The following is a 25,433-nucleotide window of genomic DNA, read 5'->3' on the forward strand; positions in this document are numbered from 1 at the left end:
CTACGTCAACAACCGACTCGGAGTGTCACCAACCTCCTGGCCGAGTACACCTAGGCGCGAAGGCCGTCCAGGGTCAGGTCGAGGAGCCGTTCGGCCTGGTCGCGCTGGTCGGGCCTTGCTGAGGTGAGAGCGATGCCCTCGAGGGCTGCACCGATATCGGTCACCTGGATGTCGGTGCGGATCGTCCCGGCCTCGGTGCAGGCGTCCATGAGCGCGCTCAGGGCATGCTGGATCAGCTCACGGCTGTCGCCGTAGGGGTTGCCTCCGGTGGCGGCGATCGCGCGGAGCGCGTCGATCATGCCGTGCTTGGTGGTCGCATAGTCGAGGAAGAGCCGCATCCATGCGCGCAGCGCCTCGAGGGGTGGCTCCTCTGCCAGAAGGGTGGTGGCGGCCTCGCACAGCTCGGCGACCTCGTGCCGGTAGACAGCTTCGACCAGCGACTCGCGGGAGGGGAAGTTGCGGTAGAGCGTCCCGGCGCCCACCCCGGCTTCTCGTGCGATGCGGTCCAGGTGGGTGTCGAGCCCATGGTCGGCGAACAGCCGAGCGGCGGCGCTCAGGATCTTCTCGCGGTTCCGCCGTGCGTCGGCGCGTACCTGCCGCTGCGGTCCTTCGGTCATCGTGCCTCCCCGTCTCGGAGCGAGCATAGCTTGATAAGTGGATGCGTCTCCACTTATGGTGGTGAACCGGAGGCGTCTCCACTTCAGACTCTGGATCCGGACGCGCGGAGCGCCGGCACGAAAGGACCGCACACATGTCGGGTATCGGAGGAAAGGTCATCGCACTCACGGGGGCGAGCAGCGGGATCGGTGAGGCCACGGCCGTCCACCTCGCCGAGAGAGGCGCGCACGTCGTGCTCGGCGCGCGCCGGAAGGACCGGCTCGAGGCTGTGGTCGAGCGGATCACCGCGTCGGGTGGCTCGGCCCGAGGGGTGGTCGTGGACGTCACCAGTCGCGACGACCTCGCTCGCCTGGTCGGCGCCGCGCTGGAGGGCTTCGGGCGTCTCGACGTCCTGGTCTCCAACGCCGGCACGATGGCGGTGTCCCCGTTCGACGATCTACGTCAGGACGACTGGGATGCGATGGTGGCCACCCACATCACCGGGCTGTTGAACGGCATCGGGGCGGCGCTGCCGGTCTTCCGCCGGCAGCGCTCGGGGCAGTTCGTCAACGTCGCCTCCACAGCGGCGTACGTCGTGAAGTCCCCGCAGGCCGTGTACGCGGCCACCAAGACCGCGGTGAAGGTGCTTACCGAGGGTCTTCGTCAGGAGTCCGGCCCCGACCTGCGTGTCACGCTCGTCTCGCCCGGTTTCACGAACACCGAAGGCGTCGGTAAGGGCGGCAGTCCCGAGGCCGCGGCGGAGCTGGCCAGACAGCGCGACGAGATCGCCATGCCGCCGTCGGCGATCGCCTCGGCCATCGCGTACGCGATCGAGCAGCCTGAGGGTATCGACGTCAGCGAGATCGTCGTCCGGCCCACGGTGCAGGCGTAGCGAGGTCAGCCGTCGCTTGGTCAGACCCGCCGTCGGACGACGACCAGGCTGATCGACGCGAACGCCGCGAGGACGGCGGCGAAGAGCTCGACGGCGTGCCGGAGGCCGGTGAGGTCGGAGGCGTAGCCGGTGAGCACGGAGATCAGCGCGGCGCTGAGGAAGGCGCTGATGTTGAGCGCCGCGTTGGCCTCGGCCCGTCGGGTGGCCGGCACGTGCAGGGACAGCAGCGTGAGGCCGGCGAGCTGGCCGAGTCCTTGCGCCGCGCCGCCGAGCACTGCGGCCAGGAAGAAGACCAGGACGGATGGGGTCAGCGTGACGCTGACGGCGAGAGCAGCCATCGAGGCGATCGCGCAGACGGAGCTGAGGGCGAGGAGATTCAGTACGCTCAGCCTGGCCAGCGCGAACTGCACCGCGGCCGCGGCCAGGAACATCACACAGACGATCACGCCTGCGAGGAGCGCCCGAGACTCCTCGAGCAGCCGAGACAGGATCGTGGGCCCGAGCGAGAGCACCAGCGAGGTGATCGTCAGCCCCGGGCCGTAGGTCGTCAGACCCCGCGCGAGGTCGCCCCGGTTGAGCCGCGGCACCGTCGGCCAACGGAACCGTGGCCGAGGGCCGGACTGCGATCCCGGCGGGGTCAGTGGGAGTCGGAAGGCGATGACCAGTGCGACGGCCACGATCGCGAGGGTGGAGACGAAGACGGGGGTCTGTGGCTGTCCGACGCCCGACTGGATGATCCCGCCGGCGATCAGCGGGCCGAGGCCGGCGCCGATCACCATCGCCGTCGAGGCGAACAGCGCGCCTGCTCTACGGTGCTCCGCTCCGGCGAGATCGACGGCCGCTGCCATCCCGGCAGTGATGGCAGCACCCGCGCCGAGGCCGGCGGCGAGACGCGCGACCAAAAGCCAGCCGATGCCGCCGGCGAAGACGAAGAGCACGCACGACAGGGCCGACGCCGCGAGCCCGGGGAGCAGCACCGCCTTGCGACCGTAGCGGTCGGCGCTCGGCCCGCCGACGGCGAGCGCGAGCGCCAGCCCCAGCATGTAGACGCCGAACACGACGGTGAGCACCCCGTCGCCGAACCCCCACGCGTCTTGCCAGTGGCCGTAGAGCGGAGTCGGTGCGTTCGAGACACCGAACGCCGCCGTGACCGTGAACGCCGCCGCCACCGACCAGCCGATGCTGCCGCGAGGCGAGGGGCGTCCGGTGTTGTCCGCTCTCTGACGGGCGGCCGCCTCCGTTGTCTGTGTCGAGTCCTGCTGCGGGCCAGGGTCTCGATCACTCACACATGCAGTCTTGCGCGTAGAAGACATCGCAGCCAAGCATGGTCAGCAGGACCGTGGGCAGGTCTGTCATGAAACTGCAAAGAAACTGCCAGAGAGCCTCAATGTTCACGGGTCATAGTCGTGCGCTGTGCGCCGCGCCCATCGTGTTCTCGAGAAACTCCTTCGTCGCAACGCATTGCTGGTCGACACGTCCGGTCTCTGCAGGCTCGACCAGACGGTTCCAGGTCTCCCGGAGCTGCCGCGATGAGCGGAGTGGTGTTCCTGCACATCGGCACCCGCAAGAGCGGTACGACCTCGCTGCAGCAGCTGCTGCGCAGCTCTGCCGATGCCTTGGCCGAGCAGTCGGTCGCGCTGCGTGCGACCCCGCACGGGATGACCCAGGTGATCGCCGACCTCGCCCACGGCGGACGCGAGCTGCAGGAGGCGGCCGTCGGCCGTCTCGTACGTGTCCTGGAGGTCGGTCCCGAACGGCAGATCATCTCCTTGGAGGCTCTGGCTGAGCTGCCGCAGTGGCTGGCCTCGCAGATCGTGGCAACGATCCAAGGGCTCGGCTACGAGGTCAGGGTGCTCATCACCGCGCGTCACTGGGGTGTCGCCATCCCCTCGGAGTGGCAGCAGTCGGTGAAGGAGCGCGGCACCGCGACTCTGCAGGAGTACGTCGCGGCCACCCGTCACGGCAGCCCCGGCGAATCCGGGTTCTGGGCCTGCCACTACCTGCCCGACATCGTCTCCCGTTGGAGCGAGCGGGCCGACGACGTCAGCGTGATCGCCACGCCGTCCCCGTCCGGCGACGGCCCCGGGATCGTCGACCTGTTCTGTGCGGAGGTCGGTGTCGACCCGTCGATCCTGAGCATGAGGTCGGGCGCGACGGTCGCCAACCGGTCGCTGTCGCTGGCCCAGGCCGAGATGGTGCGGCGTCTCAACCTCGAGCTCTCCCGTCGGAAGGTGCCGAAGCGGCCGTTCTACCGCAAGGCCGTGCGCGGCTGGATCGTGCGCGAGAGCCTGATGGCCGACAGCGGCCGGATGCCGGTCCGGCTTCCCGCCGAGGCGCTCCCGTGGTGCATCGAGGTCACTCGGCGTCAGCTGGTCGAGCTGAGACGATCGGGAGCTCGCATCGTCGGTGACGAGGCCGACCTGCTCTGTCCCGAGGACCTGGCCGTAGGCACCGTCCAGCCCGATGACGGCGACGTCCTCGACGTCGCCGTCGGCGCCATGGCCGGGCTCGCCATCCGGCGCTGGGAGGTCGTGGCTGAACGCAAGAAGGCCGCTGAGCAGCCCGAGAAGGCCGGAGGGCGCGTGCGTCGGCTGCGTACAGCGGTCCAGCGGTTCCGCTGACCCCAGCCTCGGATGACCCCGAACCTGATGCGGTAGCTGCTCTGCGGCTCGGTCAGATCAGCCCGCGGCGGGTGGCCTGGGCTCCGAGCTGGAAGCGGCTGCGGGCGCCGAGGGCCTGCTGGAGGCGGGTGATGCGGCGGCCGACGGTGCGCTCGCTGATGCCGAGCTCGCGGGCGATGGCGCCCTCGGTGAGGCCGAGGCCGAGGAGCATGAGCAGGTCGGCGGACCAGTCGGGGAGGCCGTCGCCGGTGTCGGGGTCGAGGGGGCCGGACCGGGCGCGCAGGGGCATGCCGAGGGTCCAGAAGCTCTCGAAGAGGCGGCGCATGGCCTCGACGACGCCGGCGTCGGAGGAGAGCACGATCCGGCGGTTCTTGCCCTCGACGTACGGGAGGGTCAGGGAGGCCTGGCGGTGGGTGACCAGGAGGTTGACCGGGACGTCGGGGAGGACGCGGGCCTTCTCGCCCAGCCCGATGCACTCGCGGGCGACCTCCAGCGCGGCCGGGTCGGAGAGGATCGCCTTGTCGTAGAGCACCCGGATGGTCAGTCCGCGCTGCAGGGCGTCGATCACGCCGGGGGCAGGGCGGACCTTGCGGCTGCCGCGAGGGCCGAGGTTGAGGGCGACGAGCTCGTCCTCGGCGGAGGCGATCATCGCGCGGACGGCCTCGTCGGCGGCCGTGCCCGTGTGGACGACGGTGGAGGAGGATGCGGCTCGCTGGGCGTGCCAGACCTCGGCGAGGGTGTCGGCGGCCCGGTGGGCCGCGGCGACCGCCTGCCGATGTCGGTCGGCGATCGTCTCGAGCGCGGCGCGCGGGGCGAGGGCGTCGACGCGACCGGCCTCGCTGGTGGCGAGCCCGACCTCGAGCAGCTGCTGGAGGACCTCGGCGTCCAGGTCGTCGACCGGCACGGGACCGCGGCGGGCCAGATGGGTGTACATCTCGACCGCGTCCTCGCCGATGCCGACGTCGCCGAAGGAGACCGGGTCCACGCCCTCGCGATCGATGGACATGGGCTCACCGTACAGGTGGCCGGTCGCCGCCAAGTCGTATTCCGGCCACCCCAAGATCTCGACCTGAGCGCTCCGCGGCCGCGAGGCTGTGAGCCGAGCAAGACCTGCTCGATGCCTTGAAGAAGGAGCACCATGAGAAAGCCCATGTTCGCCCTCGCTGCGGCCTGCACGGTCCTCACCATCGGACTCGGTCCCGTCGCTCCCGCCCTCGCCGCTCCCTCGGCGACAGCGACCCAGACGGGTCCGACGGCCGCGGCCGCCGACTCCCTCGCGATGCCCCAGACGCTCGACGACTACCGCGCACTGGTTCCGCAGAGTGGCCTGCCAGCAGACGTGCAGACCCAGGTCCTGGCGGCGATCGACCAGCTCCCGGCCGACCATCTCGAGCGGCAGACGATGCTCAACCGCGAGCTCGGCGTCGACGACTCCGCGGTGCGCGCGGCGATCTCCCGCGCGATCGACCCGGAGCAGTACGAGTGCGCGGCCACCCCGCTGGACGCGTACGTCGACTCGCTGCTCGCCGACGCCAACTTCGTCACGCTGCTCCTGCTCAGCCTCTTCGGTGGCCTCGACCTCCCGGCGTACGACGCGGTGTTCTTCGGCCACGAGCTGCCGCGGTCCTTCGACGGGGGCGCGGAGAACATGACGATCTCGCACACCGTGCGGGACGCGAAGAAGTTCTGGGACATCCCCTCCGGTGACATCATCGCGGTGCCGATGACCGGAAGCGTCTACGGTCTGGACGAGGCGTCGCAGCAGCGGTCGGTGAAGGTGCTGACGCTGATGGGCGGCGGCGACCCCGAGAACCCCTCCGACGTCACGGTGACGCTGGCCGAGCTGATCCGCACCCTGGTCCACGGCGACCCCGCCCTGCAAGGTGGGCACAACCCGATCTTCACGCTCAACGCGTTCGCCTTCTCGGCGGTGGACGAGCCGGAGGGCTCGCCGTTCGCGGGCCTCTCGGACCGGATCGCGTTCGGCGACGGGCTCTTCGCCGCGCTCGACGCGATGGGCATCGACGAGATCGGTCCGAAGGCCGTGCTCTCGCACGAGTTCGCCCACCACGTGCAGTACGAGCGGGACGTCTTCGGCGACGCGACCGGGCCGGAGGCGACCCGTCGCACCGAGCTGATGGCCGACGGGATGGCCGGCTACTTCAGCACCCACGCCGGCGGGCTCAGGCTCAACAGCAAGCGTCTGGTCGACGTGGTCCGCAGCTTCAACTACGTCGGCGACTGCTCCTTCACCTCCGACGGCCACCACGGCACGCCGAACCAGCGTGCCCGGGCCGCGATGTGGGGTGTCGACCTGGCGGACTCGGCGGGCGACCAGGGACACATCCTGCCCTCGCAGACCGTGATCGACCGGTTCGAGGAGGTGCTCCCCGAGATCGTCGCGCCGGACGCCGACTGACGCGGAGCCGAGTCACCGCCTCACCCTGAGAGCCCCGGGATGCCGAGCGCATCCCGGGGCCACGGCGTGCGCCTCAGATCACCCCGAGCGCCAGCATGGCGTCGGCGACCCGGATGAAGCCGGAGATGTTGGCGCCGGTGACGTAGTTGCCGGGAGCGCCGTACTCCTCCGCGGTGGTGAGGCAGCGGTCGTGGATGTCGACCATGATGTTGTGGAGACGCTCCTCGGTGTAGTCGAAGCTCCACGAGTCGCGGGAGGCGTTCTGCTGCATCTCCAGCGCGCTGGTCGCGACGCCGCCGGCGTTCGCGGCCTTGCCGGGGGCGAAGGCGACGCCGGCGTCGGAGAAGACCTTGACGGCGCCGGGGGTGCAGGGCATGTTCGCGCCCTCGGCGACGACGGAGACCCCGTTGCGTACGAGCTCGGTGGCCTGCGCGGTGTTGAGCTCGTTCTGGGTCGCGCAGGGGAGCGCGATGTCGCAGGGGACGTCCCACACCGAGCCGTTGGTGACCAGGCGGGCCGAGCTGCCGCGCTCGTCGACGTAGGCGGAGATGCGCTCGCGGCGTACCTCCTTGACGTCCTTGAGCAGGTCGAGGTCGATGCCCTTCTCGTCGACGAGATAGCCGCTGGAGTCCGAGCAAGCGACGACCGTGGCACCGAGCTCGGCGGCCTTCTCGGCGGCGTAGATGGCGACGTTGCCGGAGCCGGAGACCACGACCGTCTTGCCGTCGAAGGAGCTGTTGCGCGCCTTGAGCATCTCGTGGGCGAAGTAGGTGGTGCCGTAGCCGGTCGCCTCGGTGCGGGCCAGCGAACCGCCCCAGCTGATGCCCTTGCCGGTGAGCACGCCGGACTCGTAGCGGTTGGTGATGCGCTTGTACTGCCCGAACAGGTAGCCGATCTCGCGACCGCCGACGCCGATGTCACCCGCGGGTACGTCGGTGTACTCGCCGATGTGACGGTAGAGCTCGGTCATGAACGACTGGCAGAAGCGCATGATCTCGGCGTCGCTGCGGCCCTTGGGGTCGAAGTCGGAGCCGCCCTTGCCGCCGCCGATCGGCATCCCGGTCAGCGCGTTCTTGAAGATCTGCTCGAAGCCGAGGAACTTCACGATGCCGAGGTAGACCGACGGGTGGAAGCGGAGGCCACCCTTGTAGGGGCCGAGCGCGGAGTTGAACTCGACGCGGAAGCCGCGGTTGAGCCGCACCTGGCCGGAGTCGTCGACCCACGGCACCCGGAAGATGATCTGCCGCTCGGGCTCGCACACGCGGCGGATGATCGCCGCCTCGGTGTACTCCGGGTGGCGGCCGACCACCGCGTCGAGGCTGTCGAGCAGCTCGCGGGTCGCCTGGTGGAACTCGGTCTCGCCGGGGTTGCGCGCCAGGATCTCGTCGTAGATCGGCTGGAGCGTGCTGTTCAGGGACGTCATGTCGTGGTCTCCTTCGTCTCCGCGCGCTGCCCCGACGTCGTCGAGGGGATCAGCACGCCACCATCCACGTTCTCACGTATCGCAGCGGTGACCGACCTCCGTCCGGCTGGTGAGGTCATAGGATCCGTACGTGGAGTACGGCGCCCACCTGCCGCTGCTGGAGCCGCTCGACCGGATCGGTGCCGGCGGCACCGCTGACATCGCCGCGCTCACCTCGTACGCCCGCACCGCCGGTGACCTGGGTTTCCGGGCCCTGGCGGCCAACGACCACCTGCACTTCCCGAGCCCGTGGCTCGACGGCCTGGTCGCGCTGGCCGGTGTCATCGAGGCCAGCGCCGACCTGACCCTGGCCACGACCGTCGCGCTCCCGTCGGTGCGCGGAGCAGCGGCGCTCGCCAAGGCCGCCGCTGCCATGGACGCGCTCTCCGGGGGACGCCTGCTGCTCGGCGTCGGGCCGGGCTCGTCTCGGGTGGATCTCGCTCTGGCCGGGATCGACCCCGAGGACCGCTGGTCGCGCTTCGAGACCGCGGTCGGTGAGCTCCGTGCGCATCTGGGCCAGCGGCCGCGACCCGGCCTGCCGGTGCTCGAGCCGCAGGGCGCGAACCCGGGCGGCCCGCCGGTCTGGATCGGCAGCTGGGGGTCGCCGGCCGGGCTGCGCCGGGTCGCGCGGCTCGGTGACGGGTGGGTGGCCTCGGCCTACAACACGACGCCGGAGCAGGTCGTCGACGGTCGGGCGCGTCTCGGCCTCCGGTGCGCGGTCGCGACGATGTGGACGTACGTCACCGACGACCGTCGAGAGCAGGCTGCCTGGCTCGGTCGGCTGGCGAGGCTGCTCGGCCGGCCGGCGGAGGACCTGGCCGAGCGGGTGCTGATCGGCCCGCCGCAGCGGTGCGCGGCGCTGCTGCGCCGCTATGCCGAGGCCGGCACGGAGCTCCTGTTGGTCTGGCCGGTGGCCGAGCACGAGCGTCAGCTCGAGCGGCTCATGGGCGAGGTCGTGCCGCTGGTGCGCTCCGCTCGCGAGTGATCTCCCGCAGGATCCGGGTCATCGAGGTGACCGGCGGCGGCACCGGATCGCCGGGCGGCCGGGCCACGCCGATGCGGCGTGCCGGGGCGCCCGGAGCCAGGTCGCGCACCACCACGCCCGGGGAGGGGAAGGAGGCCGCGAGGCCGGGCACCACGCCCACCCCGAGCCCGGCGGCCACGAACGCCTGGACGGCGCGATGGTCGTCGGTGGTGAGCAGGGTCCGCGGCTCGAAGCCGGCCGCCCGGCAGGCCTGGAGCAGGATCCGGAACCACGAGCTCCCCGGCCGTCCGCCGATCCAGACCTCGTCGGCGAGGTCGGCCAGCGGGATCGGTCTCGTCCGCCGTGTCAGCCGGTGGCCGGCGGGCAGCAGCGCCCGGTAGGGGTCGTCGAACAGCGGTTGGGTCGGCATCCGGTCGAGGGTGTCGTCGGGCTGCGCGAGGCTCTGGTAGACCACCGCCAGGTCGAGCTCGCCGCTGGCCAGCCGGGGCACCAGACCCTGCATGTGGTCGTCGACGACCGTCAGCAGCAGGTCCGGCGCGCTGGCTCGCAGCCGGCGTACGGCCTGGGGCACGAAGGTCGTGAGCGCCGTCGGGAAGCTGCCCAACCGCAGCCGGCCGGCGCGACGACCGGCGAGCGCGCCCAGCGCCTGCTCGGCGCCGTCGAGCTGGGCCAGCACCGCCCGGCCGTGCCGGACCAGGATCGCCCCGGCCTCGGTGAGCTCGAGCGGCCGGGTGCCGCGGTCGACGAGCGCGAGACCGGTCTCGCGCTCGAGCGCCGCGACGTGCTGGCTGACCGCGGACTGTGTCATGCCGAGGGTGCGGGCGGCGGCGGAGAACGAGCCCTGCGCCGCCACCTCGCACAGCACCCGGACGCCTCGCGTCTGACCTATCAGCATCGCTCATACCTCATCAGGAACCATCGTTGTTCCTCATCATCCGCGCTCCTAGCGTCGGGCGAAACCGACCGATGGGAGCAGATGATGACTACGACACAGATCGACACCGACAGGCTGATGGCCTTCGTGATGCGTGCGGTTGACGAGGTGGGCTCGACCCTCGGCTGTGCGCTGGTCCGGATGGGGGACGAGCTCGGCTACTACCGCGACCTCGCCGACCACGGACCGACCACCGCCGAGGAGCTCGCCTACCGGACCGAGACCGCGCTGCCGTACGCCCGTGAGTGGCTGAGCGCCGAGGCGGCCGGCGGCATCATCGACTTCGACGCCACGACTGCTCGGTTCACGCTGCCGCCGGAGCACGCGGTGGCGCTCACCGACGCCAGCAGCCCGGCGTACCTGCCCGGGTTCTTCCAGATCGCGCTGGGCACCGTCCGTGACGCCCACCAGGTGATCGAGGCCGCGCGGGACGCGTCCGGCGTCGGCTGGCACGAGCACAACGGCGACGTGCACGCGGGCTGCGAGCGGTTCTTCCGGCCCGGCTACGCGGCGAACCTCGTCACCGAGTGGCTGCCGGCGCTCGACGGCGTCGTCCCGAAGCTCGAGGCGGGTGCCCGCGTGGCCGACGTCGGCTGCGGCCACGGCGCCTCCACGGTGTTGATGGCCTCGGCCTTCCCGGAGTCCGTCGTGACCGGCTCCGACTACCACGCCGGCTCGGTCGCCACCGCCCGCGAGCGCGCGGCCGAGGCCGGCGTCGGCGAGCGCACCGTCTTCGAGGTGGCCTCGGCGGCGGAGTTCTCGGGCGACGGCTACGACCTGGTGACGATGTTCGACTGCCTGCACGACATGGGGGATCCGGTCGGCGCCGCCCGGCACGTACGCAGCGTGATCGCGCCCGACGGCACCTGGATGATCGTCGAGCCCGCCGCCGGTGACCACCTCGACGACAACCTGAACCCGATCGGCCGGGCGTACTACGGCTTCTCGACCCTGCTGTGCACGCCCGCGTCGCTCTCGCAGCCGGTCGGCGTCGCGCTCGGCACCCAGGCCGGACCGGCCCGGATCCGGGGCGTCGTCACCACCGCAGGCTTCACCCGGTTCCGGATCGCGGCGCAGACGCCGTTCAACAACGTCTTCGAGGTCCGACCCTGAGGAGGGGCGCTTCTGTAGATTCGTACCTGTGAAGAGGTCCCGACGCTCCCATCGCTCGTACGTCGTCGACATGAGGGGTGAGCGGGCCTGATGGACGGTCAGACGTTCCTCGCCCTCGGGCTGGTCGTGGTCTTCGTGCTCGTCGGCGGTGTCTTCGCCGCGACCGAGCTCGCCCTGGTCTCGCTGCGGGAGAGCCAGCTGGCCGCCATGGAGCGGAAGGGGCCCCGCGGGGCGCGGGTGGCCGAGGTCGCGCGCGACCCCAACCGCTTCCTGGCCGCGGTGCAGATCGGCGTGACCGTCGCCGGCTTCCTCTCCGCGGCCTACGGCGGGTCGACGATCGCCCCCGACGTGGCGCCCTACCTCGAGCGCCTCGGGCTCGGCGAGGCGGTCGCCGAGACCGTCGCGCTGATCGTGCTGACCCTGTTCATCGCGTACCTCTCCCTGGTGCTGGGTGAGCTCGTGCCCAAGCGGCTGGCGCTGCAGAAGGCGGCCGGCATCTCCCTGGCCGTCGCGCCGGTGCTGGACCGGTTCGCCAGCGTGATGCGGCCGGTGATCTGGCTTCTCTCGGTCTCCACCAACGCCGTCGTGCGGCTGCTCGGGGGCGACCCGAACGCCTCCGCCGAGGAGGTCTCGGAGGAGGAGCTGCGCGAGATGGTCTCCACCAACCAGGAGCTCGAGGAGGACGAGCGCCGGATCCTGCGCGACGTCTTCGCCACCACGGAGACGACGCTGAAGGAGGTGATGCGCCCCCGCGGCGACGTCACCTTCCTGCCCGCCTCGATGCCGCTCCCGACGGCCGCCGCGAAGGTGCGCGACCTGCCCTACTCCCGCTACCCGGTCACCGGTGAGGGCTTCGACGACATCCTCGGCTTCCTGCACGCACGCGACCTGCTCGGCGTCACCCCCGACGACCAGCGCACGATCCAAGACGTCTGCCGGCCGGTCCTCGCGCTGCCGGGGAGCAAGCGGGTGATCCCGACGGTCGCGACGATGCGCGAGGGCGGCAGCCACCTGGCGATGGTGGTCGACGAGTACGGCGGCACCGACGGCATCGTCACCCTCGAGGACCTCGTCGAGGAGATGATCGGCGACATCCGCGACGAGTACGACCACGGCGAGGCCCGCATCCGCGACCACGGCGACCTCTCCCGGATCGACGGCGCGATGACGATCGAGGACTTCGCCGAGTCCACCGGCATCGAGCTCGAGGACGGCAGCTACGAGACCGTCGCGGGCTACCTCATCTCCCGGCTCGGGCACATCCCGGAGGTCGGCGAGGTGCTGGTCCTGCCGGAGGGCACCCTGGAGGTCGCTGCCAGGAGCGGCAACCGGGTCACCGAGATCGCGCTGCGTCCGCTGACGCCACCGCCGGCAGCGGAGTGAGTGCAGCCGAGCTCGCTCGAGCGGGGCTGCCGGGTCACATGTACCGTCCGCCGGTCACCTCGGAGACGGTGCCGGTCATGTAGGAGGAGAGCGAGGAGGCGTAGAAGAGCGCGACGTTGGCGATCTCGTCCGGCTCACCGGCGCGGCCCATCGGGATCTCGGCCATCTTCTCGTCCCAGATGCGCTGCGGCATCGCCTCGGTCATCGCCGAGCGGATCAGCCCGGGCTGGATCGCGTTGACCCGGACGCCGTGGTGGGCCATCTCCTTGGCGGCGGCCTTGGTGCGACCGACGATGCCGGCCTTGGCCGCGGAGTAGTTGGTCTGGCCGATCATGCCGACCTTGCCGGAGATCGAGGAGATGTTCACGATCGCGCCCGACTTCTGCTCGCGCATCCGAGCCGCGGCCAGGCGGGTGCCGTGCCAGCAGCCCTTGAGATGGACCGCGATGACCTGGTCGAACTGGTCCTCGGTCATCTTCCGCATCGTCGCGTCGCGTGGCCACGCCCGTGGCGACCTCGATGCCGAGCTCTTTGGCAGCGGCCTCTGCGGCGGCGCCGTCGAGATCGGCGATCACCACCTTCGCGCCCTCCGCCACGAAGCGCGCGGCGACGGCGAGGCCGATGCCCTGAGCACCTCCGGTGATGACCGCGGTCTTGTTCGTGAGAAGTTTCATTCGTCGTTTCCCTTCTGGTCGTGCGCCACCGTCTGCGTGGCGATCACGTTGCGCCGGCTCTCCGGGATCTTCAGTGGCCCCAGCCTGCCGCCAGGCGTGCGCTCAGATCCAATACTTCTTCCGCCGCTCACTATTGACTGATGCGCATCAATAGATCGAGACAGATATCGAAAGTGACGACAAACGGCGGCACAATGAGCTCGTGGACACTGCCTCCCCTGCTGCCGACGCCCGTGCTGCCGTGACTCTCGAGGAGATGCTCGAGCTGCTCGACCTGAAGCGTGCCGAGGGCAGGCCCGACGACCCCTCAACGCGGGTCGCCCACTGGGTCGGCCAGCCGCAGACGCAGCCCGCCGACCGGATCTTCGGCGGCCTCCTCCTCGCCCAGGCGCTGGTCGCCGCCGGTCGAGGTGTCGGTGCGGACCAGCGGGTGGTCAGCCTGCAGGCCGACTTCGTCGGCGGTGTGCCGACCGACCGGCCGCTGCGCTGGGAGGTCACGGCCGTCTCGGACGCGCCGTCGCTGGCGACCCGCCGCAGCCGGCTGCTCGACGACGCGGGGGAGGAGCTCTTCTCCGCGGTCACCCGGTGGGCGACGACGCGCGCCGACCTGCCGTCCTACACCGCGGTCCGGCCGGTGACCGCGCCGGACCCGGACACTCTGCCGGATGTCGGCGAGCGGTTCCGTGGCGACGACCGGGTGCCGCCGTGGTGGCGGCTGGAGCGGCCGGTCCACTTCCGCCACGCGGTGAAGCCGCCCTATGTCGCGCCCGGCGAGCCGGGAGACCGGCAGACCACCTTCCTCAAGACCACCGGCCCGCTGCCCGAGGATCCGGTCGTGCGCGCCGCGCTGGTCGCGTACGTCACCGACATGAGCGTCCTCGAGCCGTCGTTCCTGGCGCTGGGCTCGGCCCGGCACCTGCCCGGGTCGCGCATCCTCAGCCTCACCCACGCGCTGACGTTCCATGCCCCCTCGGACCTCGGCGACTGGCACCAGTTCGACTGCCGGGTGGAGTCGATCGCCCACGGCCGCGCCCACGGCGTCGGCGAGGTCTTCGACGCGGCCGGCCGCCACGTCGCGACCGCTTCGCAGGTCGGTCTGGTCAAGGCGCCGCCGGCCGGCTGACCTTCAAGCGTCGCCTCAGGCGCCCGGCTCCGAGGGTAGGTCAGGTGTCGGCAGCGCCTCCTCGGAGGCGCGCAGAACCGCCTGCAGCGCCGGGCTCCGGTCGTCCTGGCGCCAGGCGATCTGCTGGAACGTCGGACGCTCGCACTCGCTGATCGCGACCAGCTCGATGCCGGTCTGGACGACGTTGGCGAGCGCGGTGTCGAGCGTGAACGTGAGCCCTACCCCCGCCGCGACCAGCGCGACCGCGGTCCAGGTGTCCGGCGCGGTCTGCACGATGTTGGGCGCGAACCCGGCCTGCGAGGCGGTGTCGATGAACGCGTCGCGCACGCTGGAGCCCGGATCGGCGGGCAGCGCGACGAACGCCTCGTCGCGGCACTCCGCCATGCTGACCTCCTCGCGACCGGCCAGCCGGTGGCCGGCGGGCACTGCCAGGACGTACCTCTCGACGGCGATCACCCGGTGGTCCAGGCCCTGCGGCTCGATCCGCCAGCGCGCGATGGCCAGGTCGAGCTCGCCGTCCTGCAGCTGCCGCAGCGCCTCGTAGTTGTAGGTCGTGCTCTGCAGCATCAGCTCGATCCCAGGGTGTTGCTCGCGCACGACCCGGCCGAGCTTGCCGACAAGCACGTGGGAGGACGGGCCGGCGAAGCCGATCCGGACCCGGCCGGTCTCGCCGCGGCCGGCCGAACGGACCGCCCGGCGCGCGGTGCGCATGCCCTCGAGGACGTCCTGCGCGGGGCGGACGAGGGCCTCGCCGGCCGTGGTCAGCCGGACGCTGCGGGTGGTGCGGTCGAAGAGCTGTGCGCCGAGGTCGCGCTCGAGCTGCTTGATGGTGCGGCTCAGCGGCGGCTGGGCGATGTGGAGCCGCTCGGCGGCCCGGCCGAAGTGGAGCTCCTCGGCCACGGCCAGGAAGGCCTCGAGGTGGTGCAGGTCCATAGGGAAAATTCTTGCACCAGTCGGAACAATCGGACAAGGATTAGGTATTGGACGCGCATAAGAAGTCACGACATGCTTTCTTCCATGACCGACAACGACCTGCTGCCGCTGGAGGGCATCACCGTGGTCGCCCTCGAGCAGGCCGTCGCAGCCCCGCTCGCCACCCGCCACCTCGCGGACCTCGGTGCCCGCGTCATCAAGCTGGAACGGGTGGGCGAGGGTGACTTCGCCCGCAACTACGACCACGCGGTGCACGGCCTCGCCTCCCACTTCGTCTGGCTCAACCGCGGCAAGGAGTCGGTGGCCCTCGACCTGAAGTCGCCCGAGGGCGCCGAGCTCGCGCGGGAGCTGGTCGCGACCGCCGACGTCTTCCTGCAGAACGCCGCACCCGGCGCCGCCGAGCGGCTCGGCCTGGGCGCCGAGGAGCTCGCCGAGCGCCACCCGCGCCTCGTCGTCGCCGGCATCTCCGGCTACGGCACCGGCGGCCCGCTGCGCGACCGCAAGGCCTACGACATGCTGATCCAGGCCGAGGCCGGCCTGATTTCGGTCACCGGCACCCCGGAGACCCCGACCAAGACCGGCGTGCCGAGCTCCGACATCGCCGCCGGTCTCTACACCAGCCAGGCGATCGTCGCGGCCCTCTTCCGCCGCGAGCGCACCGGGAAGGGTGGCGTGGTCGACATCTCGATGTTCGACGCGACCGTGGAGTGGCTCGGCCACCCGATGTACATGCAGATGTACGGCGGCCGCCAGGTGCCGCGGATGGGGCTCAGCCACGCCTCGATCGCGCCCTACGACGCCTTCCCGACCGCCGACGGCGAGATCCTGATCGGCGTCCAGAACGACCGCGGCTGGCGCGCGCTGGTGAGCGACGTCTTCGGCCGTCCCGACCTCGTCGACCATCCGCTGCTGTCCACCAACCCGCTGCGGGTCGCCAACCGGAGCGCCTGCGACGCGGTCGTCGCCGAGCACACTCGCGGCTTCACCACCGCCGACCTCGACGCCCGCCTCGCCGCGGCCGGGGTCCCGGCCGCGCAGATCAACGACATGTCCGGCCTCGTCGACCACCCGCAGCTCACCGGGCGCGACCGCTGGCGCGACGTCGAGACGCCCGCGGGACCGGTCCGCGGCGTACTCCCGCCGATGACGTTCCGCGACGTCGAGCTGCCGATGGGGCCGGTCCCCGAGCTCGGCGCCCACACCGACGCCGTGCTCGCCGAGCTCGGCCTGGACACCGACGCGATCGACCGGCTGGCGGCCGGCGGTGTGGTCGGCCGGCCCGTGGACGTACCCGTCCCCACTTCCTGATCTCCCGATCCGCCCGCACGAAGGAGCAGCACCATGGAGCCCGACGAGTTCACCTCGATCCTCGACGCCATCCGCGCGTTCGTCCGCAAGGAGGTCGTCACCGCCGAGGACGAGATCGAGGAGACCGACCAGATCCCCGACCGGCTCAGGCAGCAGGCCGCGGCCATGGGGCTGTTCGGCTATGCCATCCCGGAGGAGTACGGCGGCCTCGGCTTCACCATGTCGGAGGAGGTCCGGCTGGCCATGGAGCTCGGCTGGACCACGCCCTCGTTCCGCTCGATGTTCGGCACCAACAACGGCATCGCCGGCCAGGTGCTGGTGAACTGCGGCACCGAGCGGCAGAAGCAGGAGTACCTCCCCGGGCTGGCCAGCGGTGAGCTCGTCGCCTCCTTCGCGCTCACCGAGCCCGAGGCCGGCTCCGACCCGAGCGGCCTGCGCACCCGGGCGGTGCGCGAGGGCGACGAGTACGTCCTGAACGGGCAGAAGCGCTTCATCACCAACGCGATCTGGGCCGACCTGCTCATGGTCTTCGCGCGCACGGGCGACCTCAGCGAGGGCGCCCGCAACATCTCGGTCTTCGTGGTGCCGACGGACACCCCCGGCGTCACCGTCGGCCCGCGCGACCACAAGATGGGCCAGCGCGGTGCGGTGACCTCGGAGATCTTCCTCGACAACGTCCGGGTGCCCGCCCAGAACCTCGTCGGCGAGGTCGAGGGCGAGGGCTTCTCGGCGGCGATGCGCTCGCTGGCCAAGGGGCGGCTGCACATCGCGGCGCTCACCGTCGGCCTGGCCGACCGGCTGATCGACGAGAGCCTGCGTCACGCCACCACCAACGGTCAGGGCGGGCAGAAGCTGGCCGAGTTCCAGCTGATCCAGGCGATGCTCGCCGAGAGCCGCACCGAGGCGTACGCGGGGCGTGCGATCGTCCTCGAGGCCGCCCGCAGCTGGGACGACGGCAGGGACCGCCGCACGGCGCCCTCGCTGTGCAAGCTCTTCTGCACCGAGGCGGTCGACCGGATCGCCGACCGCGCCGTGCAGATCCACGGCGGGCTCGGCTACATGCGCGAGGTCCCCGTCGAGCGGTTCTACCGCGACGCCCGGCTGTTCCGTCTCTACGAGGGCACCAGCGAGATCCAGAAGCTGATCATCGCCAAGCAGATGGTCAAGGAGTTCCAGGGATGAGCGAGGAGACGCGTGCCGGGGCGGTCCGCGTCGAGGACCGCGGTCACGTCCGCATCCTCACCCTCGACCGTCCCGAGCGTCGCAACGCGCTCGACCTCGCCGACCGGGTCGACCTGCTCGAGGCGCTGCGCGACGCCGACCGGGAGGCGCGGGCGATCGTGCTGACCGGTGGGGGCTCTGTGTTCTCCGCAGGCGGCGACATCCGCTCGATGTCGCAGGACCGCGACGTCGCCCGGCAACGGCTCGAGGTCGTCAACGCGGTGGTGCGCCAGCTCGTGGGTGGCGAGCGGCCGGTCGTCGCTGCCGTCGAGGGCGGGGCGTACGGGCTCGGGCTGGCGCTCGCCGCCGCCTGCGACCTGGTGGTGGCCGGACGGTCGGCGACCTTCTCGACCTCCTTCGGCAAGATCGGCCTCGGCCCCGACAGCGGACTCGCCCACACGCTGCCGCGGCGCGTGGGGCAGTCCCGGGCACGGGAGCTCCTGCTGACCGTACGCACCTTCGATGCCGTCGAGGCCGAGCGGATCGGAGCGGTGGAGACCCTCGTCGACGACGGCACCGCTCTGGACCACGCCGTCGAGATGGCGACGCGGATGGCCCGGCTCTCCGCGCCGATGCTGGCCGGCACCCGGCGCATCCTCGGCCAGGCCGACCAGAGCCTCGACGCCGTGCTCGCCGCCGAGGCCGATCTCCAGGTCGAGCTGCTCGCCGGTCCGCAGTTCGCCGAGGGCCGCGCCGCCTTCCTGGAACGGCGTCGTCCCGACTTCATCAGCGCCTGAGAAGGCTTGTCCGCCGGCTCGATTCGAGCGACGCTTAGGCATGACGTCGCGCCTGGTCCGGGTCCACTCACTCACGACTCCCGTTGCCGCGCCGATCGAGGAGGTCTTCGAGTGGCACCGCCGCCCCGGAGCGATCCACCGGCTGATGCCGCCGTGGATGCCGGGCTCGGTGAAGCAGGAGGCGACCGATCTCGCCGACGGGACAGCGCTGCTGTCACTGGCTCCCGGGGTGGTCTGGAAGGCCCGCCACGACCCGGCCGGCTACGACCCGCCGCGGCTGTTCACCGACCGGCTGGCTTCCTTGCGACCGCTGTCGTGGACCCACAGCCACCAGTTCACCGCCGACGGCGACCGGACGCTCGTCACCGACCGGATCGAGACCAACGTGCCGGGCGGCACGGTCGACCGGATGCTCGGCTACCGCCACGCTCAGCTGAGCGCCGACCTGGTCACCCACCGCAGGCCGTACGCAGCGGGCAGATCTCTCACCGTCGCTGTCACCGGTGCCAGCGGGACCGTCGGGCGCGCGCTGGTCCCGCTGCTCACCACCGGTGGTCACCGGGTCATCCGGCTGGTCAGGCACGCGCCCTCGGGGCCTGAGGAGCGTCGTTGGGACACCTCCTCGCCGGCGCCTGACCTCCTCGACGGCGTCGACGCGGTCGTCCATCTCGCCGGTGCCTCGATCGCGGGCCGCTTCTCCGCGGCGCACAAGGCCGCGATCCACGACTCCCGCATCGAGCCGACGCGGCTGCTGGCCGAGACGGCGGCCCGTTGTGGCGTACCCACCTTCGTCAGCGCCTCCGGGATCGGGTTCTACGGCGCCGACCGCGGCGACGAGGTGCTGACCGAGTCCTCGGCAGCAGGCACCGGCTTCCTCGCCGACGTCGTCGCCGACTGGGAGGCGGCGACCCGGGTGGACGGGCCGCGGGTTGTCCAGGTCCGGACCGGGATCGTGCAGACACCGGCCGGGGGAGCGCTGCGGGTCCAGCGTCCGCTCTTCGCGGCCGGGCTGGGCGGCCCACTCGGCGGCGGTGAGCAGTGGCTGAGCTGGATCGGCATCGACGACCTCGTCGACATCTACCACCGTGCGCTCCTCGACGAGACGCTGGTCGGGCCGGTCAACGCGGTCGCGCCCGAGCCGGTCACCGGCCGCGACTACGCCACGATCCTCGCCCGCGTCCTGCACCGGCCCGCGCTCCTGCCCACGCCCGCCTTCGGGCCCCGCATCCTGCTCGGCGACGAGGGCGCCGAGGAGGTCGCGCTGGCCAGCCAGCGGGTCGAGCCGGCTGCTCTCGGGATCCAGCACGAGTTCCGCCACGCGACGTTGGAGGCCGCGCTGCGCCACGTCCTCGGCCGCTGACTCAGTCCTGACCCGTGAGCAGCAGATCCGCCGCCCGCGCCGCACCGTCGACCCACGCCTGGGCGGCCATCGGGCCGGCCATCGCAGCAGCGGCTCGTGCGCGTACCTTCGGCTCCAGCGCTGCTTCGAGCGCGACCGAGAGCGACTCGACCGTCGCCTCCGCGCCGTCGTGGGCGGTGCCGATGCCGAGGTCGGCCACCCGGCCCGCCCAGTAGGCCTGGTCGCCACCCTGCGGCACGATCACCTGCGGGGCGCCGGCTCGGTAGGCCGTGGTCGTGGTGCCGGCGCCACCGTGGTGGACGACGGCGGCGACCCGGCCGAAGAGCCGCTGATGGTTGACCTCGCCGACGACGAAGTAGTCCTCGCGACCGTCGACGACGTCCAGACCCGCCCAGCCCCGGCCGATGAGCACCCGCCGCCCCTGCGCTCGGACGGCCTCGACCGCGACCCGTGCGCTCTTCTCGCCGACCGTGCGCATGCTCCCGAACCCGACGTAGACGGGCTCGGGGCCGCGCTCGATGAAGGCGACCAGGTCGTCGGGGAGCGGACGGCCGTCGTCGAGCATCCAGGCGCCCGTCTGCACGGCGTCGAGACCAGACGTACGGTGCCACGGCCCGAGGACCGGGTCGGCCGCGAGCAGCGGCCGCCGGGTGAACATCAGCTCGCTGACGTCCTCGACAGGCGCCAGCCCGATCGAGGTGCGGTGGGCGTCGAGCGGCTCCTTGAACAACGCGGTGTACGTCTGCCCGTCGAGTCCGTCGACGACGTCCGGGCAGAACAGCACGTAGTGGTAGGGCACGCCCAGCCGCTCGGCTACCGAGGGCGCCACGAACTGGGACATCGCGGTCGCCACGACCAGGTCGCAGCCCACCGCGGCCTCGGCCACCGTGTCGTACTGCGCGGCGATGAAGTCGGTCACCCGCTGGTGACGCTCCTCGGGCGTCGGCGGCCGCTCCCACGACCGCCACGGCTTGAGAAACGGCACGTGCGGCACGCCCGTGCGCGCCAGCAGCTCGACGAACTCCTCGTCCGGCGGCGCGCACATCCGCACCTCCGCATCGCGTCGCTGCAGCTGCACCGCCAGCGCCACCAGCGGCTCGACGTCTCCTCGTGATCCGTAGGTCGACAGCAGTACGCGCATCCCAGCCTCCGTTCCTTTGCTCTCGCGTCACGTTCTACTGAATAGATGTCAGCGCAAGTCGCGTCATGGTGGACGACTGTATGTGCCCGGGCCGACCCGACGTTGGCTCAGGCTGGCTGGACATGGGTGTGTGCCTGGCGCAGGGACGCCAGGCACACATCCGAGTTGACCCAGGTCGATCAAACGAACGGTCGGGCGACCTTGGGCATGTGGTCGCTCGTCCACAGGTTCGTCACCTGCAGCGGTGTGCCGACCTCCCAGGTGTGGATCATCTGTCCGCCACCGAGGTAGGTGCCGACGTGGTCCACGTGACCATCGCCTTCCCAGTCGTAGAACAGCAGGTCACCACGCCGCCTGTCCCCCCAGGGGATGCCCGCGTAGCTGGTGTACTGAGAGTGCGCTGACTTGTGGCCGCCGATGTCGAAGCCGCCCGCCTGCATGGCCTTGTAGGTCAGGCCCGAGCAGTCGAAGTAGGTCGGTCCGTGACTACCAAGGTCATACGGCGCACCGATCTGCGCCGTGGCGTACTCGATCATCGCCTCGACACCATGAACGGCAGGGTCGGTCCCGACTCGCCAGACGACGGTGCCGTTGTCCTTGCGGAGCACCAGGTTGCCCGAATCGCTGACGTACAGGACGGTGCCGCCGGCCCATCGGGTCGTGCCGCTGGCCCAGACGATGTCGCCATCGCTCTGGTAGAGAACGGCGTTGCCGCTGGCGCTGACCTTGAGCTTGACCGCACCCAGCCCGTCTGCGTTGGGGTGCCAGAGGATCTTGGCGTCCGAGACCCGCCTGAGGACGAGGTTGCCGTTGTCCTGCATCGATAGCTGGAACCGCCCGTTGGGCGATACCAGGCGCTCGCCCACGTCCAACGAAGTGTTGCCGGAGATCTGTGCCGGCCAGGCCAGGGCAGGAGTCGCGGCGCCCAGGACGAGGGTCACCACCATCAGCGCCGCGCCGACTGCGGCCACGTAGAGCCTCAGTCTCGCGGCTGTCCGGGACGGCATCCGTCCAAGTGTTGCGTTCATGGGAATCTCTCTCATTTCGACCGGCTGCTTCCATCCAGCAGCCACCACCGCGACGCTAGGAGAGAGGTGTGTCGGCGCGATTCCCGTACTTTGCACGTGGCGGCGGCTGCGCGTTGCCAGAATGGCCGGGTGACGATTTCCGGGAGTTCGCCGAGTGGCCGTCCGGCGCCTGCCGCTCGTCGCGGGGCAGCATCTCGCTCCGCACGGAGCACCACCCCGTTGGGCGCGTTCCTGCGGGACCGACGAACGAGAAGCGGTCTGACTCAGCATGAGCTCGCCGGGCTCGCAGGTCTCAGCACCGCGCTGATCAGGGACATCGAGCAGGGTCGCAGCCTTCGTCCACGGGCCGCGTCCGTGCGCGCGATCGCCGCTGCGCTCGATCTGGACGCGTCCGACGACGACGTGCTGAACTCTCTCGTTGCGGAAGCGCGCGCCAAGGTCGAGGCCGCCCCCGCGGCGCCAGTCGATGCCCCTGTGCAGGTCAACGTGCTGGGGCCGCTCGAGGTCTCGCGAGGCGGAGTGCCGGTCTCGATCGGGCGTACGCAGCGCGTCCTGCTCGCACGTCTAGCGCTGAGCTCCCCGGAGACGGTCGACCGTGAGGAGCTTGCCAACGTGCTGCAGGAGAGTACCTCACACCGCGACCCCCGCCGGCTGATGCCGGCCAAGATCTCCCGATTGCGACGTCTGATCGAGCCCCTGGGGGAGCGTCTGATCGTTGCGGCCCCATCGGGCTACCGGCTCGTCACGACGTCCGATCAACTCGATCTTGTCCGGTTCCGTCTGCTGGTAGACCAGTCTCGCTCCGCCGAACCGGAGATCGCACTCGCGCTGCTGGATCGCGCCATCGGACTGTGGCGTGGCGAACTGGACGTCGCCGAGCTGGGCAGCCATCCGATTCTGGCGGCCATCACGGATGAATGCGTCAGCGCCGTGAGTCGATTCGCGAAGTTGGCACGAGACCTCGGTCAGGCCGAGCGGGCGTTGCGGCCGCTGCAGCGAATGGCCTCTGCGATGGAGCTGCACGAGCCTCTCCACGTCGAACTGATCGACACCCTCGCCGCGTCCGGGCGCCAAGCCGAGGCACTGGAGTGCTTCGAGCGCATCAGGCTGGGTCTGCGGGAGAGCTTGGGCATCGACCCGTCCGAGCGCCTGCGCGAGGCACACCTCTCGGTTCTGCGGCAGCGACGGCCCGATGCCGCGACATCGCCGACGATGCCTCAGCAGGTGCCCGCCGCCTCCCCGGGTTTCGTTGGTCGCGAAGAGCAGATCGCCCGTGTCGTGGCGGCCTTGGACCGTGACCACGGCTCGGACCGGACCGTGTCGAGAACGGTCGTGGTGCATGGTCCAGCAGGCGTCGGCAAGACGGCGTGGACGCATGTGGTGGCTCACAGGCTCCGCGACCGATATCCGGACGGACAGCTCTACGCCGACCTGCGCGGTGCATCGTCGGCGCGCACCTCGCCGTTGGTCGTGGTGAATCGCTTCCTACGCGCACTCGGGGTGCCGTCGCATCGGATCGGTGACGATGTGGACGAGTCCGCCGCGCTCCTTCGCACCCAGCTCGCCGATCGGAGGATTCTGATCGTGCTCGACAACGTCGCGGACGAGGCCCAGGTGAGGCCGTTGCTGCCGGGCTCCGGTGCCAGCGACGCGATCATCACTGGTCGCCGTGCCCTTCGAGGCCTGGCGACCAGCGTTCGAGTGACATTGGAGCCCCTGACGACCGCCGAGTCGTTGGAGATGATTGCCACCGCTTTGCCCGATGACCGCGGGGTTGCGAACGAAAGCGAGGAGGCGAAGGAGCTGGCGCGCGTCTGCGGCCATCTGCCGCTCGCCCTCGGCCTGGCGACAGCACGCTTGGCGACGCGGCCGGCATGGAGGATGTCCGACCTGGTGCGCCGCCTGCGCGACAACTCTCAACGTCTCGCCCAGCTGCGTGATGGCACGACCGACATCATCGCGAGCTTTCAGGCCGGCTACGAGGACTTGAGCAGCGCAGCACAGCGAGCCTTTAGGCTCTGTTCGATCCACCCGGGAGAGGACTTCGACACCCGAACAGCGTGCGCGCTGACCGGCGAGGACGACGTCACGGTCGAAACGCTCCTGGACGAGCTTCTCGACGCCAGCATGCTGTTGCAGTACGCACCGGACCGCTTTCGCTACCACGACCTCCTGCTGCTCTACGCCCAGCAGCTCGTGGAGGCAGACGGCCATGAGGACCGGGACGATGCCCTCGCGCGGCTGCTGGTCGTCTACACGTCCCGGGTGACGGAGGCGATGGACCAGGCGTTTCCAGCGACCGTACGTCTCGGTTCATCCCTGGGAGCGGGCAGACCGCCGGGCGCCGAGGACGAAGCCGTGGCATGGCTCGACGCCGAGGTGGGCGTGCTGGTGGCGCTTGCCGAGCGGGCGAGCCGGAGCGAACGCCACGCCTCGTTCGCCTGGCGCATCGCCGATCAGCTGCGCGGCTACTTCATGGCACGTCGTCACGCTCAAGGGTGGAGCCGCGTCGTCGAGGCTGGATTCCATGCCCTGGACCGCGCTGGCGACGACCGCGCACGGGCGGCGATGTTCATGTGTCGAGGACAGTTGCGAGGTGCTGGAGGACAAGATGCGGAGGGGCTGGACGACACCCTCGTGGCGCTTCGCCTCGCCGAGGACAGCGAATGGGACGCCGCCGCTGCGTACCTACAGCACAACGTCGGCTGGGTCCACTACGAGCTCGGTGACCTCGACGCGGCCGAGGGTTGGCTTCGCCGCGTTCTAAGCGCACCCGAGCATGACGGTGAAGCCCTGGTGGCGGCCGCTGCGCGAAACGCGATCGGGATGGTCATGCTCGATCGCGGGCGCTGGCATGATGCCGAGGCCCACCTCCGGGCCGCCCTCGACGCGAGCGTCGCCGCAGGACGCGAACGAGCCGCATTGACGATCCGGGGGAACCTCGCCTGTGCACTCCGCAGACAAGGGGCGACCGACGAGGCGACCCGCCACCTCGATGCCGCGCTCCTGGGGTTCAGGCTCCGCGGCGATGTGCGTGGCGAGCTCTCCACCCTGGACGAGATGAGCCATCTGGCACGTGATGGGGGTCGCGAGGAAACGGCGTTGAGACTGGCTCAGCGGGCTCATGAGCTCGCCACCCAGGTGCACGACGTGCGAGCTCGTGCCATGACCCTCTGCACCCTCGGCGAAGCACTCTTCGCCAACGGCGATATCGTCGACGCTCAGGATGCGTTGACCCGCGCCGCCACGATCGCGCACGGCCACTCCTATCGTTTCCTCGCGGCCCGAGGTCTCCTTGCCCTCGGGACCACGTTCGCCGCTGCCGGCGACACCCTGTCGGCCTCGGAGCACGCGGGCCGGGCACTGGGCTTGGCTCGCGAGCGCGGCTTCGGGGCAGTCGAATATGACGCTCTGCAACTGGTTCAGCAGGTGCGAGCCTCTGTCCGGGTGATCACGGAGTCAGGACAGGCCTGAACCAAGGCCCGCCATGGCTGATGTGCAT

General features: G+C 70.8%; 21 protein-coding genes and 1 pseudogene. 12 read left to right on the forward strand and 10 right to left on the reverse strand.

All coding sequences use genetic code 11. From position 1 onward, the window contains the following. Positions 1-50: 50 nt before the first annotated feature. Positions 51-617 (reverse strand): TetR/AcrR family transcriptional regulator, encoded by a 567-nt coding sequence (locus tag IEY81_RS22445; RefSeq protein WP_189120727.1) that lies wholly within the window; start codon positions 615-617, stop codon positions 51-53. 134 nt (positions 618-751) lie between these two features. Between IEY81_RS22445 and IEY81_RS22450 the strand changes: the two genes are divergently transcribed. Beyond that, complete coding sequence (locus tag IEY81_RS22450) at positions 752-1,489, forward strand: SDR family oxidoreductase (RefSeq protein WP_189120728.1); 738 nt, start codon at positions 752-754, stop codon at positions 1,487-1,489. 20 nt (positions 1,490-1,509) lie between these two features. On the opposite strand, the gene IEY81_RS22455 is transcribed toward IEY81_RS22450, so the two are convergent. Then, the gene (locus IEY81_RS22455) at positions 1,510-2,775 is read right to left on the reverse strand and encodes an MFS transporter (RefSeq protein ID WP_189120729.1); all 1,266 of its coding nucleotides are present in this window, start codon (positions 2,773-2,775) and stop codon (positions 1,510-1,512) included. Positions 2,776-3,018: 243 nt separating this feature from the next. On the opposite strand from IEY81_RS22455, the gene IEY81_RS22460 reads away from it, so the two are divergent. Continuing rightward, positions 3,019-4,110: a hypothetical protein gene (locus tag IEY81_RS22460; RefSeq protein ID WP_189120730.1), complete on the forward strand. Its 1,092-nt coding sequence runs from the start codon at positions 3,019-3,021 to the stop codon at positions 4,108-4,110. Positions 4,111-4,162: 52 nt separating this feature from the next. Here the strand turns inward: IEY81_RS22460 and IEY81_RS22465 are convergent, their stop codons facing one another. Beyond that, a complete protein-coding gene (locus IEY81_RS22465) occupies positions 4,163-5,116 on the reverse strand; it encodes a LuxR C-terminal-related transcriptional regulator (protein ID WP_189120731.1) in 954 nt (317 codons plus the stop codon). Positions 5,117-5,248: 132 nt separating this feature from the next. Between IEY81_RS22465 and IEY81_RS22470 the strand changes: the two genes are divergently transcribed. Continuing rightward, positions 5,249-6,529, forward strand: a complete 1,281-nt coding sequence (locus IEY81_RS22470; RefSeq protein ID WP_189120732.1) for a M48 family metalloprotease — start codon at positions 5,249-5,251, stop codon at positions 6,527-6,529. 73 nt (positions 6,530-6,602) lie between these two features. Here IEY81_RS22470 and gdhA read toward each other — a convergent pair whose 3' ends face one another. Further along, positions 6,603-7,952, reverse strand: coding sequence for an NADP-specific glutamate dehydrogenase (gdhA, locus tag IEY81_RS22475; RefSeq protein ID WP_189120733.1), 1,350 nt, complete (start codon positions 7,950-7,952; stop codon positions 6,603-6,605). A 130-nt stretch (positions 7,953-8,082) separates the two neighbouring features. Between gdhA and IEY81_RS22480 the strand changes: the two genes are divergently transcribed. Further along, a complete protein-coding gene (locus IEY81_RS22480) occupies positions 8,083-8,976 on the forward strand; it encodes an LLM class flavin-dependent oxidoreductase (protein ID WP_189120734.1) in 894 nt (297 codons plus the stop codon). On the opposite strand, the gene IEY81_RS22485 is transcribed toward IEY81_RS22480, so the two are convergent. Beyond that, the gene (locus tag IEY81_RS22485; RefSeq protein WP_189120735.1) at positions 8,933-9,871 is read right to left on the reverse strand and encodes a LysR family transcriptional regulator; all 939 of its coding nucleotides are present in this window, start codon (positions 9,869-9,871) and stop codon (positions 8,933-8,935) included. The two genes, IEY81_RS22480 and IEY81_RS22485, sit on opposite strands and share 44 nt — an antisense overlap. 84 nt (positions 9,872-9,955) lie before the next feature. Between IEY81_RS22485 and IEY81_RS22490 the strand changes: the two genes are divergently transcribed. Together IEY81_RS22490 and IEY81_RS22495 are read left to right on the forward strand one after the other, a co-directional pair. Continuing rightward, the gene (locus IEY81_RS22490) at positions 9,956-11,023 is read left to right on the forward strand and encodes a class I SAM-dependent methyltransferase (RefSeq protein ID WP_189120736.1); all 1,068 of its coding nucleotides are present in this window, start codon (positions 9,956-9,958) and stop codon (positions 11,021-11,023) included. 90 nt (positions 11,024-11,113) lie between these two features. Then, positions 11,114-12,406 (forward strand): hemolysin family protein, encoded by a 1,293-nt coding sequence (locus IEY81_RS22495; protein WP_189120737.1) that lies wholly within the window; start codon positions 11,114-11,116, stop codon positions 12,404-12,406. A gap of 34 nt (positions 12,407-12,440) precedes the next feature. Here the strand turns inward: IEY81_RS22495 and IEY81_RS22500 are convergent, their stop codons facing one another. After that, positions 12,441-12,881 carry an SDR family oxidoreductase gene (locus IEY81_RS22500; protein WP_373292249.1) on the reverse strand — a complete coding sequence of 147 codons (441 nt, stop codon included), beginning with the start codon at positions 12,879-12,881 and terminating at the stop codon, positions 12,441-12,443. Positions 12,882-12,960: 79 nt separating this feature from the next. Beyond that, positions 12,961-13,080 (reverse strand): annotated as a pseudogene (locus IEY81_RS24635) (SDR family NAD(P)-dependent oxidoreductase); the annotation flags it as partial. A gap of 202 nt (positions 13,081-13,282) precedes the next feature. Here IEY81_RS24635 and IEY81_RS22505 point away from each other — a divergent pair. Further along, positions 13,283-14,203, forward strand: a complete 921-nt coding sequence (locus IEY81_RS22505; protein WP_229788089.1) for an acyl-CoA thioesterase — start codon at positions 13,283-13,285, stop codon at positions 14,201-14,203. Between the two features lie 15 nt (positions 14,204-14,218). On the opposite strand, the gene IEY81_RS22510 is transcribed toward IEY81_RS22505, so the two are convergent. Further along, positions 14,219-15,136 carry a LysR family transcriptional regulator gene (locus IEY81_RS22510; RefSeq protein WP_189120738.1) on the reverse strand — a complete coding sequence of 306 codons (918 nt, stop codon included), beginning with the start codon at positions 15,134-15,136 and terminating at the stop codon, positions 14,219-14,221. Positions 15,137-15,220: 84 nt separating this feature from the next. On the opposite strand from IEY81_RS22510, the gene IEY81_RS22515 reads away from it, so the two are divergent. Genes IEY81_RS22515 through IEY81_RS22530 form a run of 4 tightly spaced genes read left to right on the forward strand, consistent with a single transcriptional unit; the run spans position 15,221 to position 19,762 of the window. After that, complete coding sequence (locus tag IEY81_RS22515; protein ID WP_189120739.1) at positions 15,221-16,444, forward strand: CaiB/BaiF CoA transferase family protein; 1,224 nt, start codon at positions 15,221-15,223, stop codon at positions 16,442-16,444. A gap of 33 nt (positions 16,445-16,477) precedes the next feature. Beyond that, a complete protein-coding gene (locus IEY81_RS22520; protein WP_189120740.1) occupies positions 16,478-17,626 on the forward strand; it encodes an acyl-CoA dehydrogenase family protein in 1,149 nt (382 codons plus the stop codon). After that, positions 17,623-18,402 (forward strand): enoyl-CoA hydratase/isomerase family protein, encoded by a 780-nt coding sequence (locus IEY81_RS22525; RefSeq protein ID WP_189120741.1) that lies wholly within the window; start codon positions 17,623-17,625, stop codon positions 18,400-18,402. The genes IEY81_RS22520 and IEY81_RS22525 overlap by 4 nt, the downstream gene beginning before the upstream one ends. Positions 18,403-18,442: 40 nt before the next feature. Next, entirely contained in the window at positions 18,443-19,762 is a 1,320-nt protein-coding gene (locus IEY81_RS22530) for a TIGR01777 family oxidoreductase (protein ID WP_189120742.1), read from the forward strand. 1 nt (position 19,763) lies between these two features. On the opposite strand, the gene IEY81_RS22535 is transcribed toward IEY81_RS22530, so the two are convergent. Together IEY81_RS22535 and IEY81_RS22540 are read right to left on the reverse strand one after the other, a co-directional pair. Then, positions 19,764-20,903 carry a glycosyltransferase gene (locus IEY81_RS22535; RefSeq protein WP_189120743.1) on the reverse strand — a complete coding sequence of 380 codons (1,140 nt, stop codon included), beginning with the start codon at positions 20,901-20,903 and terminating at the stop codon, positions 19,764-19,766. 179 nt (positions 20,904-21,082) lie between these two features. Further along, positions 21,083-21,976: a C40 family peptidase gene (locus IEY81_RS22540; RefSeq protein ID WP_189120744.1), complete on the reverse strand. Its 894-nt coding sequence runs from the start codon at positions 21,974-21,976 to the stop codon at positions 21,083-21,085. A 174-nt stretch (positions 21,977-22,150) separates the two neighbouring features. On the opposite strand from IEY81_RS22540, the gene IEY81_RS22545 reads away from it, so the two are divergent. Next, positions 22,151-25,405: a BTAD domain-containing putative transcriptional regulator gene (locus IEY81_RS22545; RefSeq protein ID WP_189120745.1), complete on the forward strand. Its 3,255-nt coding sequence runs from the start codon at positions 22,151-22,153 to the stop codon at positions 25,403-25,405. The last annotated feature ends 28 nt before the right edge of the window (positions 25,406-25,433 follow it).

The sequence above is a fragment of the Nocardioides luteus genome, assembly GCF_014648595.1.
GTDB lineage: Bacteria > Actinomycetota > Actinomycetes > Propionibacteriales > Nocardioidaceae > Nocardioides > Nocardioides luteus.

Excerpts from the sequence above, each read along its gene's own strand:
- IEY81_RS22470 (WP_189120732.1), top strand. The coding sequence starts at position 5,249 with ATGAGAAAGCCCATGTTCGCCCTCGCTGCGGCCTGCACGGTCCTCACC.
- IEY81_RS22460 (WP_189120730.1), top strand. The coding sequence starts at position 3,019 with ATGAGCGGAGTGGTGTTCCTGCACATCGGCACCCGCAAGAGCGGTACG.
- IEY81_RS22535 (WP_189120743.1), bottom strand. The coding sequence starts at position 20,903 with ATGCGCGTACTGCTGTCGACCTACGGATCACGAGGAGACGTCGAGCCG.
- IEY81_RS22490 (WP_189120736.1), top strand. The coding sequence starts at position 9,956 with ATGACTACGACACAGATCGACACCGACAGGCTGATGGCCTTCGTGATG.
- IEY81_RS22520 (WP_189120740.1), top strand. The coding sequence starts at position 16,478 with ATGGAGCCCGACGAGTTCACCTCGATCCTCGACGCCATCCGCGCGTTC.
- IEY81_RS22515 (WP_189120739.1), top strand. The coding sequence starts at position 15,221 with ATGACCGACAACGACCTGCTGCCGCTGGAGGGCATCACCGTGGTCGCC.
- IEY81_RS22500 (WP_373292249.1), bottom strand. The coding sequence starts at position 12,881 with ATGACCGAGGACCAGTTCGACCAGGTCATCGCGGTCCATCTCAAGGGC.
- gdhA (WP_189120733.1), bottom strand. The coding sequence starts at position 7,952 with ATGACGTCCCTGAACAGCACGCTCCAGCCGATCTACGACGAGATCCTG.
- IEY81_RS22450 (WP_189120728.1), top strand. The coding sequence starts at position 752 with ATGTCGGGTATCGGAGGAAAGGTCATCGCACTCACGGGGGCGAGCAGC.
- IEY81_RS22445 (WP_189120727.1), bottom strand. The coding sequence starts at position 617 with ATGACCGAAGGACCGCAGCGGCAGGTACGCGCCGACGCACGGCGGAAC.
- IEY81_RS22530 (WP_189120742.1), top strand. The coding sequence starts at position 18,443 with ATGACGTCGCGCCTGGTCCGGGTCCACTCACTCACGACTCCCGTTGCC.
- IEY81_RS22495 (WP_189120737.1), top strand. The coding sequence starts at position 11,114 with ATGGACGGTCAGACGTTCCTCGCCCTCGGGCTGGTCGTGGTCTTCGTG.
- IEY81_RS22525 (WP_189120741.1), top strand. The coding sequence starts at position 17,623 with ATGAGCGAGGAGACGCGTGCCGGGGCGGTCCGCGTCGAGGACCGCGGT.
- IEY81_RS22510 (WP_189120738.1), bottom strand. The coding sequence starts at position 15,136 with ATGGACCTGCACCACCTCGAGGCCTTCCTGGCCGTGGCCGAGGAGCTC.
- IEY81_RS22465 (WP_189120731.1), bottom strand. The coding sequence starts at position 5,116 with ATGTCCATCGATCGCGAGGGCGTGGACCCGGTCTCCTTCGGCGACGTC.
- IEY81_RS22485 (WP_189120735.1), bottom strand. The coding sequence starts at position 9,871 with ATGCTGATAGGTCAGACGCGAGGCGTCCGGGTGCTGTGCGAGGTGGCG.